The organism is Streptomyces sp. yr375 (assembly GCF_900110755.1).
In the GTDB taxonomy this organism is placed as follows: Bacteria; Actinomycetota; Actinomycetes; order Streptomycetales; family Streptomycetaceae; genus Streptomyces.
The window spans coordinates 1-16,730 of record NZ_FOFF01000032.1 but is presented as its reverse complement, the minus strand read 5'-3'; the positions used below and the strand labels follow the sequence as shown (position 1 = coordinate 16,730).

At 70.3% G+C, this 16,730-nt stretch carries 13 protein-coding genes; 10 read left to right on the top strand and 3 right to left on the bottom strand.

Annotation, left to right across the window (positions count from 1 at the left end; all coding sequences use genetic code 11):
• Positions 1–148: 148 nt before the first annotated feature.
• The 5 genes from BMZ82_RS26535 to BMZ82_RS26515 all read left to right on the top strand — a co-directional run bounded on the left by BMZ82_RS26535 (position 149) and on the right by BMZ82_RS26515 (position 3,520).
• The gene (locus BMZ82_RS26535) at positions 149–1,099 is read left to right on the top strand and encodes a helix-turn-helix domain-containing protein (RefSeq protein ID WP_256252132.1); all 951 of its coding nucleotides are present in this window, start codon (positions 149–151) and stop codon (positions 1,097–1,099) included.
• Positions 1,092–1,304 carry a DUF397 domain-containing protein gene (locus BMZ82_RS26530; RefSeq protein WP_256252125.1) on the top strand — a complete coding sequence of 71 codons (213 nt, stop codon included), beginning with the start codon at positions 1,092–1,094 and terminating at the stop codon, positions 1,302–1,304. Before BMZ82_RS26535 ends, BMZ82_RS26530 begins: the two co-directional genes overlap by 8 nt.
• A gap of 57 nt (positions 1,305–1,361) precedes the next feature.
• Complete coding sequence (locus tag BMZ82_RS26525; protein ID WP_093779921.1) at positions 1,362–1,574, top strand: DUF397 domain-containing protein; 213 nt, start codon at positions 1,362–1,364, stop codon at positions 1,572–1,574.
• Between the two features lie 158 nt (positions 1,575–1,732).
• Positions 1,733–2,944: a pyridoxal phosphate-dependent aminotransferase gene (locus BMZ82_RS26520; RefSeq protein ID WP_093779920.1), complete on the top strand. Its 1,212-nt coding sequence runs from the start codon at positions 1,733–1,735 to the stop codon at positions 2,942–2,944.
• 141 nt (positions 2,945–3,085) lie between these two features.
• Positions 3,086–3,520 (top strand): SCO4983 family protein, encoded by a 435-nt coding sequence (locus tag BMZ82_RS26515; RefSeq protein ID WP_093779919.1) that lies wholly within the window; start codon positions 3,086–3,088, stop codon positions 3,518–3,520.
• A 206-nt stretch (positions 3,521–3,726) separates the two neighbouring features.
• Here BMZ82_RS26515 and BMZ82_RS26510 read toward each other — a convergent pair whose 3' ends face one another.
• A complete protein-coding gene (locus BMZ82_RS26510) occupies positions 3,727–5,550 on the bottom strand; it encodes a phosphoenolpyruvate carboxykinase (GTP) (RefSeq protein WP_093779918.1) in 1,824 nt (607 codons plus the stop codon).
• A 360-nt stretch (positions 5,551–5,910) separates the two neighbouring features.
• On the opposite strand from BMZ82_RS26510, the gene BMZ82_RS26505 reads away from it, so the two are divergent.
• The 4 genes from BMZ82_RS26505 to BMZ82_RS26490 all read left to right on the top strand — a co-directional run bounded on the left by BMZ82_RS26505 (position 5,911) and on the right by BMZ82_RS26490 (position 9,805).
• Complete coding sequence (locus BMZ82_RS26505; RefSeq protein WP_093779917.1) at positions 5,911–6,624, top strand: PAQR family membrane homeostasis protein TrhA; 714 nt, start codon at positions 5,911–5,913, stop codon at positions 6,622–6,624.
• 176 nt (positions 6,625–6,800) lie between these two features.
• The gene (locus BMZ82_RS26500; RefSeq protein ID WP_093779916.1) at positions 6,801–8,411 is read left to right on the top strand and encodes a DHA2 family efflux MFS transporter permease subunit; all 1,611 of its coding nucleotides are present in this window, start codon (positions 6,801–6,803) and stop codon (positions 8,409–8,411) included.
• Between the two features lie 4 nt (positions 8,412–8,415).
• Entirely contained in the window at positions 8,416–9,045 is a 630-nt protein-coding gene (locus BMZ82_RS26495; protein ID WP_093779915.1) for a TetR/AcrR family transcriptional regulator, read from the top strand.
• A gap of 34 nt (positions 9,046–9,079) precedes the next feature.
• Positions 9,080–9,805 (top strand): Mut7-C RNAse domain-containing protein, encoded by a 726-nt coding sequence (locus tag BMZ82_RS26490; protein WP_093779914.1) that lies wholly within the window; start codon positions 9,080–9,082, stop codon positions 9,803–9,805.
• 18 nt (positions 9,806–9,823) lie between these two features.
• Here BMZ82_RS26490 and BMZ82_RS26485 read toward each other — a convergent pair whose 3' ends face one another.
• Both BMZ82_RS26485 and BMZ82_RS26480 read right to left on the bottom strand, forming a co-directional pair.
• Entirely contained in the window at positions 9,824–11,857 is a 2,034-nt protein-coding gene (locus BMZ82_RS26485; protein WP_093779913.1) for a thioredoxin domain-containing protein, read from the bottom strand.
• A gap of 50 nt (positions 11,858–11,907) precedes the next feature.
• A complete protein-coding gene (locus tag BMZ82_RS26480; RefSeq protein ID WP_177244678.1) occupies positions 11,908–13,179 on the bottom strand; it encodes a recombinase family protein in 1,272 nt (423 codons plus the stop codon).
• A 173-nt stretch (positions 13,180–13,352) separates the two neighbouring features.
• Here BMZ82_RS26480 and BMZ82_RS26475 point away from each other — a divergent pair, with 173 nt between their 5' ends.
• Complete coding sequence (locus tag BMZ82_RS26475; protein WP_093779911.1) at positions 13,353–16,559, top strand: tetratricopeptide repeat protein; 3,207 nt, start codon at positions 13,353–13,355, stop codon at positions 16,557–16,559.
• The last annotated feature ends 171 nt before the right edge of the window (positions 16,560–16,730 follow it).

Genomic DNA, 16,730 nt, shown 5'->3' with positions numbered 1-16,730 from the left:
ATAGGTCCTCCCTGGGTCTGCGATCTGTGGACACGTGGAACCAAGGTCACCCCCCGTACCCAACCGGGAACACGAAGTGACGCAACGAAGGTATCGTGGGAAGTGGAAGCCCCGCAACGGAATCTCCATGCAAGTTTGCTTGAAGCAGATGCATCAACATGCTGGCGGTCACGTCGAGTTGCCGGGCAGACTGGGAAGCTGCACAGAGAAAGGGGTCTGCATGTCGTCAGATGGACGGCCTGCGATTCGCGGCCGACGGCTCGGCACCGCGCTGCGCAAGCACCGCGAGAGCCTTCGGTTCGACCTGAAGGACGCGGCCGAAGCGGTCGGTTGCTCCACGTCCAAGATCAGCCGACTGGAGTCGGGGCTGTCACCGGCGCGCGTAGGGGACGTACGGATCCTCCTGGACCTCTACCAGATCCAGGACGCGGAGCTGCGCGGCCGGCTGGAGAGCCTGGCGCGCCAGAGCAACAAGCGCGGTTGGTGGGCGGACTACCAGGCGACGGTCAAGGCCGGCTTCACCGACTTCGTGACGCTGGAGGCGGACGCGTCCTTCATCCGCACCTGGCAGACCATGTTCATCCCCGGAATCCTGCAAACCCCCGAGTACACGCGAGCGCTCTTCGAAAGCAATCCGGCCGCGATGTCGGAAGAGATGGTCAAAGAGGGTCTCAAGATCCGCCAAGAGCGCCGCCGCACCGTCGAGGAGGCGGGCACGCGCATCGCCGCCGTCATCTGGGAGCACGCGCTCACTTCTCCGATGCCGAGCCGTTCGGATCACCGCAAGCAGATCGAGCACATCGTCAAGGTCGCCCGACGGAGGAGCACGACGGTCCAAATCCTGCCGCAGGGCCAGTGGGATGCGGCAAGGATCGCCAGTCCTTTCGTCGCCTTCTCCTTCGACGAGGAGTGGGCCCCCGAGATCGTCGCTCTCGACGCGCTTGGGGGCATGTTGCTCATCGAGGACGAGGAAGAACTGGCTCGCTACGGGCATGCTTTCGACACGCTGCGGTCCGCCGCGCTCAGCCCCGAGGAGAGCCTCGCGTTCCTCCGGCAGACGGCGGACGGCATCTCCCAGGAAGAAGCAGCAAGTGAGTAAGAACCGGGACATCGTCACGGCCTTCAGGAAGTCGTCGGCCTCCGGGATGAACCACGACGACGACTGCGTAGAGGTCGCGCACACCGCCGACGGAGGCCGCGCAATACGCGACAGCAAGAACCCCCACGGCCCGGTCCTCTTCTTCGCGCCTACGGAGTGGAACGCCTTCAGCGCCGGAGTCGTGGGCGGGGAATTCAACGACTGACAGCCAAGGCCGTACTCCACTCCGGCGCATCCCTCGCCCCCCAGGAAGAAGAGGCAAGTGCGTAAGAACCGGAACATCATCACAGCCTTCAGGAAGTCGTCGGCTTCCGGGCTGGACATTAACGACGACTGCGTAGAGGTCGCGCACACCGCCGACGGAGGCCGCGCGATACGGGACAGCAAGAACCCGCACGGCCCCGTCCTCTTCTTCGCGCCCACGGAGTGGAACGCCTTCAGCGCCGGAGTCGGTGGCGGGGAATTCGGCGGCTGACGGCCAGCGCGGCCCCGCCGTAGCCCGGATGGGCTACCCGGGTGGGCAATGGGCATGCGCGGCCGGGCCCCGGTGGGGGCGAGACCGATCCGCCCATGACCGTCTCAAGTGGTGGAAAACACGGCGCGGGAAGTGTTACCCGGCCGTAAGCTCCAGGCATGCAGGTGATCCAGTCGACCAAGCTCGCCAACGTCTGTTACGAGATCCGGGGCCCGGTTCTCGAGGAGGCGATGCGGCTGGAAGCGGCTGGTCACCGCATCCTCAAGCTGAACACCGGGAACCCGGCCGCGTTCGGGTTCGAGGCGCCGCCGGAGATCCTGGAGGACATCCTCCGCAACGTCTCGACGGCGCACGGGTACGGCGACGCCAAGGGACTGCTGGCCGCGCGCAGGGCCGTCGTCATGCACAACCAGACACTCGGCATCGAGACCGACGTCGAGCACGTCTTCATCGGCAACGGCGTCTCCGAGCTCATCGTCATGGCCATGCAGGGACTGCTGGACGACGGCGACGAGGTCCTCGTCCCCGCCCCGGACTACCCGCTGTGGACCGCCGCCGTGTCCCTGTCCGGCGGCACCGCCGTGCACTACCGGTGCGACGAACAGGCCGACTGGATGCCCGACCTCGCCGACGTCGAGCGCAAGGTCACCGACCGCACCAAGGCGATCGTCATCATCAACCCGAACAACCCGACGGGCGCGGTGTACGACGAGGCGATGGTCCGGGGGCTGACCGACATCGCGCGCCGGCACAACCTCCTGGTCTGCTCGGACGAGATCTACGACAAGATCCTCTACGACGGCGCCACGCACACCCCGACCGCCAAGGTCGCCCCCGACCTGCTGACCCTCACCTTCAACGGCATGTCGAAGGCGTACCGGGTGGCCGGCTACCGGGTCGGCTGGATGGCGATCTCCGGGCCGCGCGCGCACGCCGACTCCTACATCGAGGGCCTGACGATCCTGGCGAACATGCGCCTGTGCGCGAACATGCCAGGTCAGCACGGCGTGGTCGCCGCCCTCAGCGGACGCCAGACGATCAAGGACCTGGTGCTGCCCGGCGGCCGGCTCAAGGAACAGATGGACACGGCGTACGAGCTGCTGACGCAGATCCCCGGCGTGACCTGCGTCCGCCCCAAGGGCGCGCTGTATCTCTTCCCGCGCCTGGATCCCACCGTCTTCAAGATCAAGGACGACCGGCGGATGGTCCTCGACCTGCTCCGCCGGGAGAAGATCATGGTGGTCCAGGGCACCGGTTTCAACTGGCCGGAGCCGGACCACTTCCGGGTCGTCACCCTGCCGACGGCCACGGACCTGCGGGACGCGATGGGCCGGATCGGCCGCTTCCTGGATGGCTACAGCCAGCCATAACCGCGTCCAGCGGGGAACCGTAGCCACGTCCGGCGGAGAACCGTAGCCACGTCCGAGGGAACGGCCGCTGCACAGCCTCAGCACAATCTTAGACGGAATCTAAGCTAGGATGGTTTCCTGACATCCCAGGAGGCCATCCTCATGTACGAACCGATCCGCACCAAGTCGGTCCACAGCAGCACGATGGCCGGCATGCCCTCGGACTTCCCCCACCGTTCCCGCGAGGAAGAGCTGGACATCCAGCTCGCGGGCCATCTCGCGGCGCTGCTCGCCGTCACCGACGAGCTGCTCGCGACGGAGCCCTCCGCCGACCTGGACAACGCGGCCGCAGGGCTCGCGCAGCAGGTCACCCGGCTGCGGGAAGGGCGGACGCCGGTCCGCCCGCCGCTCGCCACCGCCCTCGCGGAGTCGCGCCGCGCGATCGTCCTGCACAAGCGGGCGCACGCCCTGGCGGGCCGCGCGCTCCTCGTCGCCGCGTCCCGCGCGGACACGGCGACGGCGATCCTGGCGGCCCAGCGCATGGACGCGCACGCCGCCGCCCTGGCGGAAACCAAGGAACTCAGCACCGCCGGCTGACTCCCCTCCAAGAAGCTCCCCTCCAGGAAACCTCCCTTCAGGGGACTCCCCTACGGGGGACCACGAACGGCCCCGGTCCGCGTGCACCCGCAGCGACGCGCGGACCGGGCGCCACACACCGCGTCGGCTCGGGCGGCGAACCGTGAACGGCCCCGGGCCGCGTACGTCGTTGTACGCGGCCCGACCCATTCCGGCCAAGGGGGACGTCAGCCCAGGCGCTGTACCAGCGCGTGGTACTCGTCCCACAGTTCCTTGGGTGTGTGGTCGCCGAAGGTGTTCAGATGCTCGGGGACCAGGGCGGCCTCCTCGCGCCAGACCTCCTTGTCGACCGTGAGGAGGAACTCCAGGTCCTCGTCGGCGAGTTGGAGGCCGTTCGTGTCGAGGGCGCCCTTGGCCGGCAGGACGCCGATCGGGGTCTCCACGCCCTCGGCCTTGCCCTCCAGCCGCTCGACGATCCACTTCAGGACACGGCTGTTCTCACCGAAGCCGGGCCACACGAACTGGCCCGCGTCGTTCTTGCGGAACCAGTTGACGTAGTAGATCTTCGGGAGCTTCGCCTGGTCCTTGCCCTTGGCGACGTCGACCCAATGACCCATGTAGTCGCCCATGTTGTAGCCGCAGAACGGCAGCATGGCGAAGGGGTCGCGGCGCAGTTCGCCGACCTTGCCCTCGGCGGCGGCGGTCTTCTCGCTCGCCACGTTCGCGCCGAGGAACACGCCGTGGTTCCAGTCGAAGGACTCCGTCACCAGCGGGACGGCGGAGGCGCGCCGGCCGCCGAACAGGATCGCCGAGATCGGCACGCCCTTGGGGTCCTCCCACTCGGGCGCGATGATCGGGCACTGCGAAGCGGGCACGGTGAAGCGGGCGTTGGGGTGGGCGGCGGGCGAACCGGACGCCGGTGTCCAGTCGTTGCCCTTCCAGTCCGTCAGGTGGGCCGGGGTCTCCTCCGTCATGCCCTCCCACCAGATGTCGTTGTCGTCGGTCAACGCCACGTTCGTGAAGACCGAGTTGCCCCACAGCGTCTTCATCGCGTTGGCGTTGGTGTGCTCACCGGTGCCGGGCGCGACGCCGAAGAAACCGGCCTCGGGGTTGATGGCGTACAGCCGGCCGTCCTCGCCGAAGCGCATCCACGCGATGTCGTCGCCGATGGTCTCGACGGTCCAGCCGGAGACGGTGGGCTCCAGCATGGCGAGGTTGGTCTTGCCGCAGGCGGACGGGAAGGCGGCGGCCACGTACTTCGACTCGCCCTGCGGCGGGGTCAGCTTGAGGATGAGCATGTGCTCGGCGAGCCAGCCCGCGTCCCGCGCCATCACCGACGCGATGCGCAGGGCGTAGCACTTCTTGCCGAGCAGCGCGTTGCCGCCGTAGCCGGAGCCGTAGGACCAGATCTCGCGGCTCTCGGGGAAGTGCGAGATGTACTTCGTGGAGTTGCACGGCCAGGGGACGTCCGCCTCGCCCTCGGCGAGCGGCGCGCCGAGCGTGTGCACGGCACGCACGAAGAACCCGTCGGAGCCCAGTTCGTCCAGGACCGGCTGTCCCATGCGGGTCATGGTGCGCATGGACACGGCGACGTAGGCGGAGTCGGTGATCTCGACGCCGATCGCGGAGAGGTCGGAGCCCAGCGGGCCCATGCAGAACGGGACGACGTACATCGTCCGGCCCCGCATCGAGCCCCGGAACAGGCCCTTTTCGCCGACGAAGATGTCCCGCATGTCCGCCGGGGCCTTCCAGTGGTTGGTCGGGCCCGCGTCCTCCTCCTTCTCGGAGCAGATGAAGGTGCGGTCCTCGACACGCGCGACGTCGGTCGGGTCGGAGGCCGCGTAGTAGGAGTTCGGTCGCTTGATCGGGTCGAGTTTCCGGAAGGTGCCCTTCGAGACGAGCTCCCCGCACAGGCGCTCGTACTCGGCCTCGGATCCGTCACACCAGACCACGTTGTCCGGCTGCGTCAGTTCGGCGATCTCGTGCACCCAGGAGACGAGTTCCTGGTGGTGGGTGGGGATGACGGGGGGAGCCGCGATGTCGCGCGCCACGATTGCTCCTAAATGAGGGTTTTTTGTTGGAGGCCCCGTGGGGGCTGCGACCCGGATGCTTCTCGGTGGTGACCTTGGCGCTCATCCGGTGTCGACCGCACTCATTTGATCATCCGACTGTACCGCCCATCTGTCCAGACTGCCTCACAAGTGAGCGGAGTGAGGATGACCACGCACATGACCACGGCCCGGCACGTGTAAAAGCGACGTTTTGCGTTCACATGACGTTCGGACAACCGTCCGTTGACCTGACTTCCGCGCACCGCGCCGACCCAACTCCCGTGAGACGATGGCCACTCTTGACCCGTCATCTCGCCGGACTGATCCGCAACCTACGGTTCCGTAGGTACGATGCCGCCTATGACTGCGCCCGTCCCCGACGCGCCCACGGATACGCCGGCCGCCGGCCGCGGTCCCGTCGCGCACTCCCTGTCGCAAGAGATCAAGCCCAAGCTCCGCGGCTGGCTGCATCTCGGCATGTTCCCGGCCGTCCTCGTCTCGGGTCTCGTGCTCACCGCGCTCGCCGACTCCACCCGTGGCCGTATCGCCTGCGGCATCTTCGCCTTCACCGCCTGCCTGCTGTTCGGCGTGAGCGCGCTGTACCACCGGGGCGACTGGAGCCCGCGCATGGACGGCATCCTGCGCAGACTCGACCACGCGAACATCTTCCTGATCATCGCGGGCACCTACACCCCGCTGACGATGCTGCTGCTGCCCGAGGCCAAGGGGCAGTGGCTGCTGTGGAGCATCTGGGCCGCGGCGGCGGCCGGCATCGCGTTCCGGGTGTTCTGGGTGGGCGCGCCGCGCTGGCTCTACACCCCCTGCTACATCGCGATGGGCTGGGCGGCCGTCTTCTTCCTGCCGGACTTCCTGCGCACGGGCGGCATCGCCGTCCTGGTCCTGGTGGTCGTCGGCGGACTCCTCTACAGCGCGGGCGGCGTGATCTACGGCATCAAGCGGCCCAACCCGTCACCGCGTTGGTTCGGCTTCCACGAGGTCTTCCACTCCCTCACGCTCGCCGCGTTCGTCGTCCACTACGTCGGCATCTCCCTGGTGGCGTACCAGCACGGGTAGTCCCCTACGGGCGATCCACTACGGACGCCCCCTCCTTCAGGGCCACGGCTTTCGAGCCGTGGCCCTTTTGCGTGGCCCTTTTGCGTGGCGAGTTTGCGTTGCGAGAGCCCCAGGAGCGAATACCTGGAGTGGGTACTTATTGACAGTCCACATGTTTTGAGAGTTACTCTCACTTCATGGACACTGTCACTGTCACTCCAGACCCCCGCCGCTGGTGGGCGCTCAGCGCCCTGGTCGCGAGCATGCTCACGCTCGGCTTCGACACCACGATCCTCAACGTCGCCCTGCCCACGATGGCGCGCGACCTCGGCGCGACCACCGGCCAGCAGCAGTGGATGGCGGACGCCTACGTCGTCGTCTTCGCCGCGCTCATGCTCCCGGCCGGCCTCCTCGGCGACCGGTTCGGCCGCCGCCGGATGCTGATCACCGGGCTCGGGATCTTCCTCGCCGGCTCGCTGGTCGGCGTGCTCGCCGGGGACGTCGACGCGGTGATCGCCGCCCGCGCCGTCATGGGCGTCGGAGCCGCGCTGGTCACGCCGCTCGCGCTGGCGGTGCTGCCCTCGCTCTTCGCCCCCGACGAGCGCACCAGGGCCGTCGGCGTCATCTCCTCCGCCTCCGCGCTCGGCCTGCCGCTCGGCCCGATCATCGGCGGCTGGCTGCTCAACCACTACTGGTGGGGCTCGGTCTTCCTGGTGAACGTCCCGATGGCCGCCCTCGGCATCGCCGCCTGCCTCTTCCTGCTCCCCGAGACCCGCGACCCCGCCTCCCCCAAGGTCGACGCCCTCTCCACCGCGCTCACCGCGACCGGGCTCGCCGCCCTGATCTACGGCATCATCGAGGCCCCCACGCGCGGCTGGGGCGACCCGCTGATCCTCGGCATGCTCGGCGCGGCCGTCGTCCTGATCGCCGCGCTCGTGCTGCGCGAACGGCGCGTCGAGCGCCCCATGCTCGACATGACCCTGCTCGCCCACCGCGGTTTCCTCTTCAACACGATCGCCGCGACCCTGGTGATGTTCGTACTGTCCGGCCTGCTGTTCGTGCTGCCGCCCTACCTTCAGGCCGTCCTCGGCCACGACGCCCTCGGCACGGGTGTGCGGCTGCTGCCGATGATGGGCGGCCTGCTGGTGGCCTCGCGGACCGCCGCGCCGGTCGTCGCCCGGTTCGGGGCGCGCGCCTCGGTGAGCGCGGGCCTGGTGGTGCTGGCCTTCGCCGCGCTCCTCGGCACCCGGACGACGGTCGACTCCGGCTACGGATTCACCGCGCTGTGGCTGTCCGTCACCGGCCTCGGCTTCGGCTTCTCCGTCATCCCGGCCATGAACGGCGCGCTGGGCACCCTGCCCCGCGACCGCGCCGGCAGCGGCTCCGGGCTCCTGATGACCTTGCGCCAGGTCGGCGGCGCGATCGGCATCGCGCTGCTCGGCAGCCTGCTGTCCGCCGCCTTCCGGGACCGGCTCGACGTCACCGGTCTGCCCGCCCAGGTCGCCGACACCGCCGGGGACTCGGTGGTCGCCGCCCACGTCGTCGCCGAGCAGGCCCACCTGACCGGCCTCGTCGCCTCCGCGAACGACGCCTATGTGCACGGCATGGACCTGGTCCTGCTGGTGTGCGGGATCGCCGCCCTGGTCACCGCCCTGCTGGCCGCCGCGTTCCTGCCGGGAGCCGCGCACGACGAGACCGCCGACACCGGCCCTGGCGACGCCGGCCCGGCCGACCTCGCCCCTGGCGACCTCGACCCCGCCGACGCCGCTCCCGGCGTGGTCGCCGCCAGGCCCGATGCCCGACAATGAGCCCATGACCGCCGCACGCACCGGCGCTCCCGCCGACCGACCCCAACTCGGTCTCCGGGAGCGCAAGAAGATCAAGACCCGCGAGGCGATCCGCGCCGCGATGTACGCACTGGTCGGGGAACAGGGGTACGACGCCACGACGATCGACCAGATCGCCGAGCGCGCCGAGGTCTCGCCGTCGACCGTGTTCCGCTACTTCCCGACCAAGGAGGACATCGTCCTCACCGACGAGTGGGACCCGATCCTCGTCGCGGAACTGCGGGAACGCCCGGCGGACGAACCATGGCCGGAGTCAGTCCGGCACGTGATGCTGAAGGCCGTCCGCACCGGCATCGAGGACGATCTGGAGGTGGCCCGGCTGCGCACCCACCTGATGGTCCAGGTCCCCTCGGTGCGCTCGCGCATGATGGAGAGCATGTCGGTCACCGGCCGCATGTTCGCCGAGGCCATCGGCGAGCGCACCGGCCTCGACCCCGGCAGCCTGGAGGTCCGCGTCTACACGATGTCCGTCATCGCCGGCCTGCTGCAGACATCCATGTACTGGGCCGAGAACGGCCACCAGGACGACTTCGAAACCCTTCTCAACCGCTCCCTCGACGTCCTGGAACACGGCCTGCCCAGCCGCAAAGCCTGAGACCGGGCCCCCTCCCCCATGCCATCCTGACCAGGTGAACGCACCCGAGATCCACGTCGAAGTCGCCCCCGAGCTGGCCCTCTTCGTCCCGCACGCCCGGCGCGCCGGCGCCACCGCGCTCGCCGTCGACGGCGTCTCCACGCTCGGCCATGTCGTCGAGTCGCTCGGGGTGCCCCTCACCGAGGTCGGCGCGCTGCTCGTCGACGGCCGCGAGGTCCCGGTCGCGCACATCCCGGCCGCCGGCGAGTCCGTCACCGTCCGCCCGGTCGCCCGCCCCCAGCAGGTGCCGGGCGCTCCGCTGCGCTTCCTCCTCGACGTCCACCTCGGCACCCTCGCCCGCCGACTGCGCCTGCTCGGCGTGGACACGGCGTACGAGTCGACGGACATCGGCGACCCGGCGCTCGCCGCCCGCTCGGCCGCCCAGCAGCGCGTCCTGCTCAGCCGCGACCGGGGCCTGCTGCGCCGCCGCGAACTGTGGTCCGGCGCGTACGTCTACAGCACCGACCCCGAGCAGCAACTGCGCGACGTCCTCGACCGGTTCGCCCCCGAACTGCTCCCCTGGACCCGGTGCACCGCCTGCAACGGCCTGCTGCGCGAGGCCACCAAGGACGAGGTCGCCGACCAACTCCGCCAGGGCACCGAGCAGTCGTACGACGTCTTCGCCCAGTGCCGCTCCTGCAAGCGCGCCTACTGGAAGGGCGCGCACCACGAGCAACTGGTCGCCATCGTGGAACGCGCCCTGGCCGAGTTCGCCAACTAGACGGCCGCTTACGGCATTTCAGCCGTTCAGCGCGGTGCGCAGCCGCTCCGGGTCGGTGGTCGGGGCGTCACAGGTGAAGTTGCGGCAGACGTACGCGGTCGGCTCGCCGTCGCGCAGCGGGCGGTCGGCGAGCAGCGGGAACTCGTCGCCGCCCGCCGCACCGAACGCGACGACCGCTCCCGGGGCGGTACCGAGAAGTGCCGTGCGGTGCAGGGCCTTTGACGCCGGGTCGGTCACGTCCGTGGCGACGACGGCGACCTCGCGCGGCCCGTCGAGCAGGGCCTCGGCGGCGGCGAGCCCCCAGCCGATGAACCGGGGCACGCGCGGCCCGAGCGCCTTCACGACGCCCAACGCCCTTTCGGCGGCGGTGCGGTGGGGCTCGGAGCCGGTGTGCGCGGCGTAGCTCAGCAGCGCGCCGGCGGCGGCGGTCCAGCCGGAGGGCGCGGCGTTGTCGGTCGGATCCTGCGGACGCCGGATGAGCTGCTCGGCGTCGACCGCCGTGTCGAACAGCGCACCGGACTCAGGGTCGGCGAACCGGACGAGGACGTGGTCGAGCAGGAACCCGGCGAACTCCAGCCAGACGCCCTCCCCGGTGACCGATCCGAGGGCGAGGAACCCCTCGGCGACGTCGGCGTAGTCCTCCAGGACACCCGCGTTGGCCCCGACCTGCCCGTCCTTGCTGGTGCGGGAGAGCCGGGCCTGTTCGTCGAGATGCAGCCGGACGAGGAGATCGGCGGCGCCGACCGCCGCCTCGACCAGATCCGGGCGGTCGAAGTAGGCGCCGGTCTCGGCGAGCGCGGCGACCGCGAGCCCGTTCCAGGCGGCGACGACCTTGTCGTCCCGGCCCGGCGCGGGACGCTCACCGCGCCGGGTCAGCAGCCGCTCCTTGATACCGGCGATCCGCTCCGCGTCGAAGACCTCTTCCTGCTGCGGGAGTTGAAGGACGGAGGCACCTTCCTCGAAGGTCCCCTCCTCGGTGACCCCGAAGTAACGGGCGGCCAACTCGGCGTCGGCAGCGCCCAGCACCTCCACGAGCTGCGCGGGCGTCCACACGTAGTAGGCCCCCTCGACGTGCTTCCCGCTCCCGTCGTCACTGTCGGCGTCCAGCGCGGAGGCGAACCCGCCCTCGGCGGTGCGCAGTTCACGCACCATGAAGTCGGCCGTCTCCAACGCGACGCGACGGGCCAGCTCCGAGCCGGTGGCCCGCCAGAGGTGCGCGTACACGCGGCAGAGCAGCGCGTTGTCGTACAGCATCTTTTCAAAATGCGGCACGATCCAGTCACGGTCGACGGAGTACCGGGCGAATCCACCGCCCAACTGGTCGTAGATCCCGCCCCGGGCCATCCGTTCACACGTGTCCTGGGCCATCTGCAACGCGCCCTCGGCCCCCGTCCGCGCATGATGCCGCAGCAGGAACTCGACGACCATCGACGGCGGAAACTTCGGCGCCCCACCGAACCCGCCCCGCTGCGCGTCGTACTCCCGGGTCAGCCCGAGCAACGCCTGCGACAACTCCTGCTCACCCGGCGCCCGACTGTCCCCGTACGAGATCTCCCGCCCCGCCAGATCCCGGACGATCTTCCCGGCAACCTCGGCCACCTCGTCCCGCCGCTCCGACCACGCCTGCCGCACCCCCTCCAGCACCTGCCGAAACGACGGCATCCCATGCCGGGGCGCGGGCGGAAAATACGTACCGAAGTAGAAGGGCTCACCCTCAGGCGTCAGAAACACGGTCATCGGCCACCCACCCTGCCCGGTGGCAGCCTGCACGGCTTCCATGTAGACGGCATCCACATCGGGCCGCTCTTCGCGGTCGACCTTGATGTTGACGAAGTGGTCGTTCATGTAAGCGGCGACCGCTTCGTCCTCGAAGCTTTCCCGAGCCATGACATGGCACCAATGGCAGCTCGAATAGCCGACGCTCAGGTATAGGGGAACACCTCGGCGTCGCGCCTCCGCGAACGCCTCCGCCGACCAGGGCCACCAGTCGACAGGGTTGTCCGCGTGCTGGAGCAGGTACGGGGAGGTCTCATGGGCCAGTCGGTTCGGCATGGGGTCCATCCTGCCTGAGAGGTCCGCCGGACCGGCGGAGGGACCAGCCCTCAACGCCACACCGGCACCACTCGTGAGTGGTCCCAGGTGGGCTTCCCCTTCACGCCTGCTCGGACGACGCAGCACGCGATGACGGACGTGATGGTCTTTCGCTTCTCCTCAAGTCGCAACTCACCCGCACGCCAGCGATGGAGCACCTCGTCCGACGGCCTCACGCGCCCCGGGGCTTCGGAGAACACGAGCCTCTCCAGGACTTCGTCGGCCAACGGCCCGCTGATACTGCACCGTCCGCAGTCGCGACAGGAGTAGACGTGGGGGCTCTTTCTGCTTCTCCCCTTCTGGGCGCACAACGGACCGTGACACACCGTGCCGTCGTGGCGCGGCACTCCGCATCGGAGGATGCCACTGGCGAGAAACCGTGGAGCGACCCGCTGTCCGGTGAGTCTCGGCGCTCCGCTGCCTCTGCGCATGTACAGACTGCCTGCGGAGAACGTCGCGCACACCGCCTGCCACCGGTCCGGCGTGACGATGGGTGCCCACCGCCCGAGCACAGGTTGCCCCGACTCGGGCACCAGTAGCAGTTCGCCCCTGTTGGCTCGGTAGCCGCACACTCTGGGCGCCGTCATGATCTGCGTGACGGTCTGCGCGTTGGGCCTGCCGCCTCGGGTTCCGGTCACACCGAGATCGCACCATTCACGGGCAATGGCACGGACCGGTTTCCCTCCCACCCGGTCGTCGATGGCACGGTCGACCAGTGTCGCCTCAACAGGATGGAGGGTGATCCTGTCCTCCTGCCATCCGAAGGGACGGGGCCCACTGTGCGGCACGCCCTCGACGGCTCGCGCCCAGTGCCAGTTCGCCACCCTCCGTCCTCTGACCCGGGTCTCGGTCTCCGCTGCCTCCAGCGCCCGCAAAGCCTGCGACAGACCGTGCGCCGCATACGGGTCCCGGACGCCTTGCGGATCGATGTACACGCGACCAGGCTGGTTCGTCAGCGCGGCGAAGAACCGGGTCAGATCCTCCGGACGGCGATACATCCGGTCGTCCGCGACACAGACGACCCCTTGGATCGTCAGGCCGTCGACTGTGTGTCCACGCACCAGGTCCTCGATCAGACGGTTGAACCCAGGCCTGGCCGATCCCTCCTTGGATGCGCTGCACCCGTTGTCGGAGTACGTCGCGACAACCCGGCAGCCTCGCTCAAACGCGGTTCGTTGATTGATCCGTAGCTGATGACGTACCCCATGTCCGTCCCGTCGGCGGGAGTCCTCCGATGTGCGGGCGTAGGACGCCACCGGAATCCTTCCCTCCTCCCGATCCACCACAAGACCGTCCGCAGTCCCTCCCGTTCGACCACCAGACCGACACACAAAGAAACGATCGACCGGTCGGAAGGTCACCTGACCATTTCCTGTGATCGTCGCCCCTCTCGCGCTCCCGCCTCCTCCGAAGGACACTCAGGGGACAGGGAGTTGCCGCCGGAGGGGGACGGAACATGCGGGACGGCCATAGGGCTGAGGCCGAGCGGTTGTTGGTGCGGGCCGTGGAGGAGGAGGTGCGGCGGTCCGGGGGGCGGGCTGATCGGCAGGTGTTGATGACGCGGGCGCGGGGCGCGCTGGACGCCATGGCGCAGACGGCGGCGGAGGAGTACGAGGCGTATGCCCGCGCGCTGGACGCGTCGGAGGCCCGGCGGATCAGTTTCGGGCAGCGCTACGCGCGCGAGGGCGGGCGAACTCCCTTGCTGGTGGCGGGTGTTGCCGCCCTCACTGCGGCGGTCGCCGACCTCGCGCTGGGCACCGGTCCGGGCACGGCGCTCGGGGCCGGGGTGACCGTCGGGGTCGTCGGCGCGGCGGCGACCGTCGTCAAGGTCGCGGGCTCACATCTGCCGGCCGCGCATCACCGGGCCGGCGAGGCGGGCCAGCCCGGCGGGGCGGAGCAACTGCGGCTGCAGTGGCTCACGGCGCTGGAGGTGCGGGGCATCCGGCCGTTCCTGGACCAGCAGCGGGTGATCAGCGCGACGACCGGGCCGAAGAAGGCGGCCGGGCCGCAGCTCAGGGGCGCGGACAAGAGCGCGGCGGCGCGCGGGCGCACGGTGCTGGAGCAGTCGTTCGCCCAACTGCCCGAGACCGCGGGGCCGTTCGCGGGTCGCCGGTCCGAACTGGCGCAGATCCGGCAGTGGGTGCAGGCGGCGCGGGCCAGTACGGAGACGCGGCCCACGGTGGTGGTGCTGCACGGCGCGCCCGGCAGCGGCCGCACCACCCTCGCGGTGCGGGCCGCGCACGATCTGCGGGACCAGTTCCGCGGCGCGTGCGTGGTGGACCTGCGCGGCGACAGCGCGCGGGAGACGCCGCTGCCCACCCGCGACGCCCTGCTGCACCTGCTGAACCGGCTCGGCGCGCCCCGCGAACAGCTCCTCTTCCGTGAGCGTTCCTCCGCGGACCAGCAGGTCAGACGGCTCGGCGAGCTGTACCACCAGCACCTGACCGGCCTCCCGGTCACGGTGGTCCTGGACGACGCCTCGGACCCCGCACAGGTCCGCGCGCTCGTCCCGGAACGCTCCGACAGCCTCGTCCTGGTCACCGCCCGGACCGCACTCGACCTCCCGCCCGAACTGTCCGCCTGGGTACGCGAGTTGGCCGTACAGCCGCTGGACTCGGCGGGCGCGGAGGAGCTGTTGGGAGCGGCGGCCCAGGACGCCTCGGGTCCCTACGACGCCGAATCCGCCGACCTGATCGGGGAGTTGTGCGGCGGGCTGCCGCTGGCGCTGCGCGTCGTCGGCTCCTCGCTGGGCCCGCGTTCACCGCGCGCACTGGCGGCGGACCTGGCGGCGTACGGCCCGGTGGAGCCGGTCGAGCGCGCGCTGTGGCTGCGCTACACCGACCAGCCGGAGGTGACGCGCCGACTGCTGCGCCGTCTCGCGCTGGCCGGCCGCGCCTCCCTCGGCACGGCGGCCGCCGCCGCGCTGCTGGCCACGGACCGCGCGGAGGCGACCCGTCACCTGACGGCCCTCGCCGGCGCCGGCCTCGTCGACCACGTCCGCGGCGACCGCTACCGCCTGCACGACCTGGTCCGCGCCTTCGCCCTGGCCCGCCTGCTGGACGAGGAGGAGCAGAGCGAGCGGGCGGCGGCGCAGGAACGCCTGATCGTCAGCTACGCCGAACTCGCCGACTCCGTACTGCGGTTGGTCGACGGCAACATGTCGACCCGCTCGGACCGCTTCACCCCGCACGGCTTCACCTCCCTGGACGAGGCGCTGCGCTGGCTGGACGACGAGTCGAGCTTCATCACCGCGACGCTGCGGCACGCGGAGGGCGTCGACCAGAACGCCGTACTGAGCCTGCTGGGCGCGCTGTGCGACTACTGCCTGCTGCGCGGCGACCTCTACCGGCTCGGTGAGATCAGCGAGTTGGCACAGTCGGTCGGCCAGGATCTGCTGGTGCGGTCCGTGCAGTGGCGTACGGGCATCGCGGCCCGTCAACTGGGCGAGCTCGACAAGGCCCGTACGACGCTCAGTTCGGTCGTCGACCTCTACCTCCAGGCCCATCACGACGCGGGGGCGGCGCGCGCCCTGTGCTCGCTGGGCATCACCCTGCACCATCAGGGCCAGCTCACGGAGGCGGCGGCGAAACTGCGCGAGGCGCTGGCTCTCCAGGCCGCGCCCGAACTGGCCACGGACCGCGCCTGGACGATGCACGCGCTGGCGGCGGTGCAGCGCGACCGGGCGCACCTCACCGAGGCCCTCGACCTGCTCACCCGCTCCCTGGTCCTGCACCGCGAGGGCGGCTCCGTGCACGGCGAGGCGTGGGCCCACTTCCAACTGGGCCAGCTCAACCTGCGCCGCGGCGACGCCCCGCAGGCCGAGGCCGACCTGCGCCGCGCCCTCGACCTGTACGGCCGCACCCGCGACGCCCGCGGCGAGGCCTGGGCCCTCACCCAGCTCGCCCGGGCCCGGCTCATCGCCGGCGACCCCGGCCCGGCGGCCGACGACCTGCGCCGGGCGGCCGCCCGTCACCGGGACAACGAGGACGCGCGCGGCGAGGCCTGGACCGTCTACTACCTGGGCCTGGCCTTGGAGGAGACGGGCAGCCTGGACCACGCCGTCCGCGAGCTGGAACGTTCCCGCTCCCTGTTCTCCCGCATGCGGGACGTCTACGGTCTGGCCTGCGCCCGCCACCACTCGGCCCGGGTGACCCGCGACCAGCGCGCCGCCCAGACCGGCTCGCTCCGCAACTCCGGTTTCGCCCGCCAGCTCCTCGTCGACGCCCGCGCCGACTTCCAGCGCATCGGCGTCGCCCACGGCGAGGCCTGGACCTGCCTGGAACTCGCGATCGTCGACGCGGGCAACGCCCGTACGCAGGCGGCGCTCGCCCTGTGCGAGGAGGCGACGGCCCTCTTCGCGTCCTACGGCGACCGGCGCGGCGAGGACTGGGCCCGCTTCCTGCGCTGCACCCTCCTGCCGTACGCGTCCCCGGGCGGCGTCGAGGTCGGCACGGCGGTGGCCCAGCAGGACCTGACCCAACTGGCCCACGCGACCCACCCGTCCCGAGACGGCAAACTGACCGACTGCACGAAGTCCTACGCGGTCCTACTGGAACGCGGCGTCAACCTGGAAGCCGGCTGGCAGGCCTGGCGCCTGGGCATGGTCCCGGACCGCCACGCACGCGAAGTGATGGGGGTACCGGTGACGACGGGGGGAGAGTGACATCAGGGCGGGAGGCTGAGACCCGGGCGAGGGGCTGAGACCTGGGCAGGGGGCTGAGGCCCGGGCAGGGAACCTGAGACCCGGGCAGGGGCTGACACCCAGGCGGGAAACCTAAGACCCGGGCAGGGGCTGACACCCAGGCGGGAAACCTAAGACCCGGGCAGGGGCTGA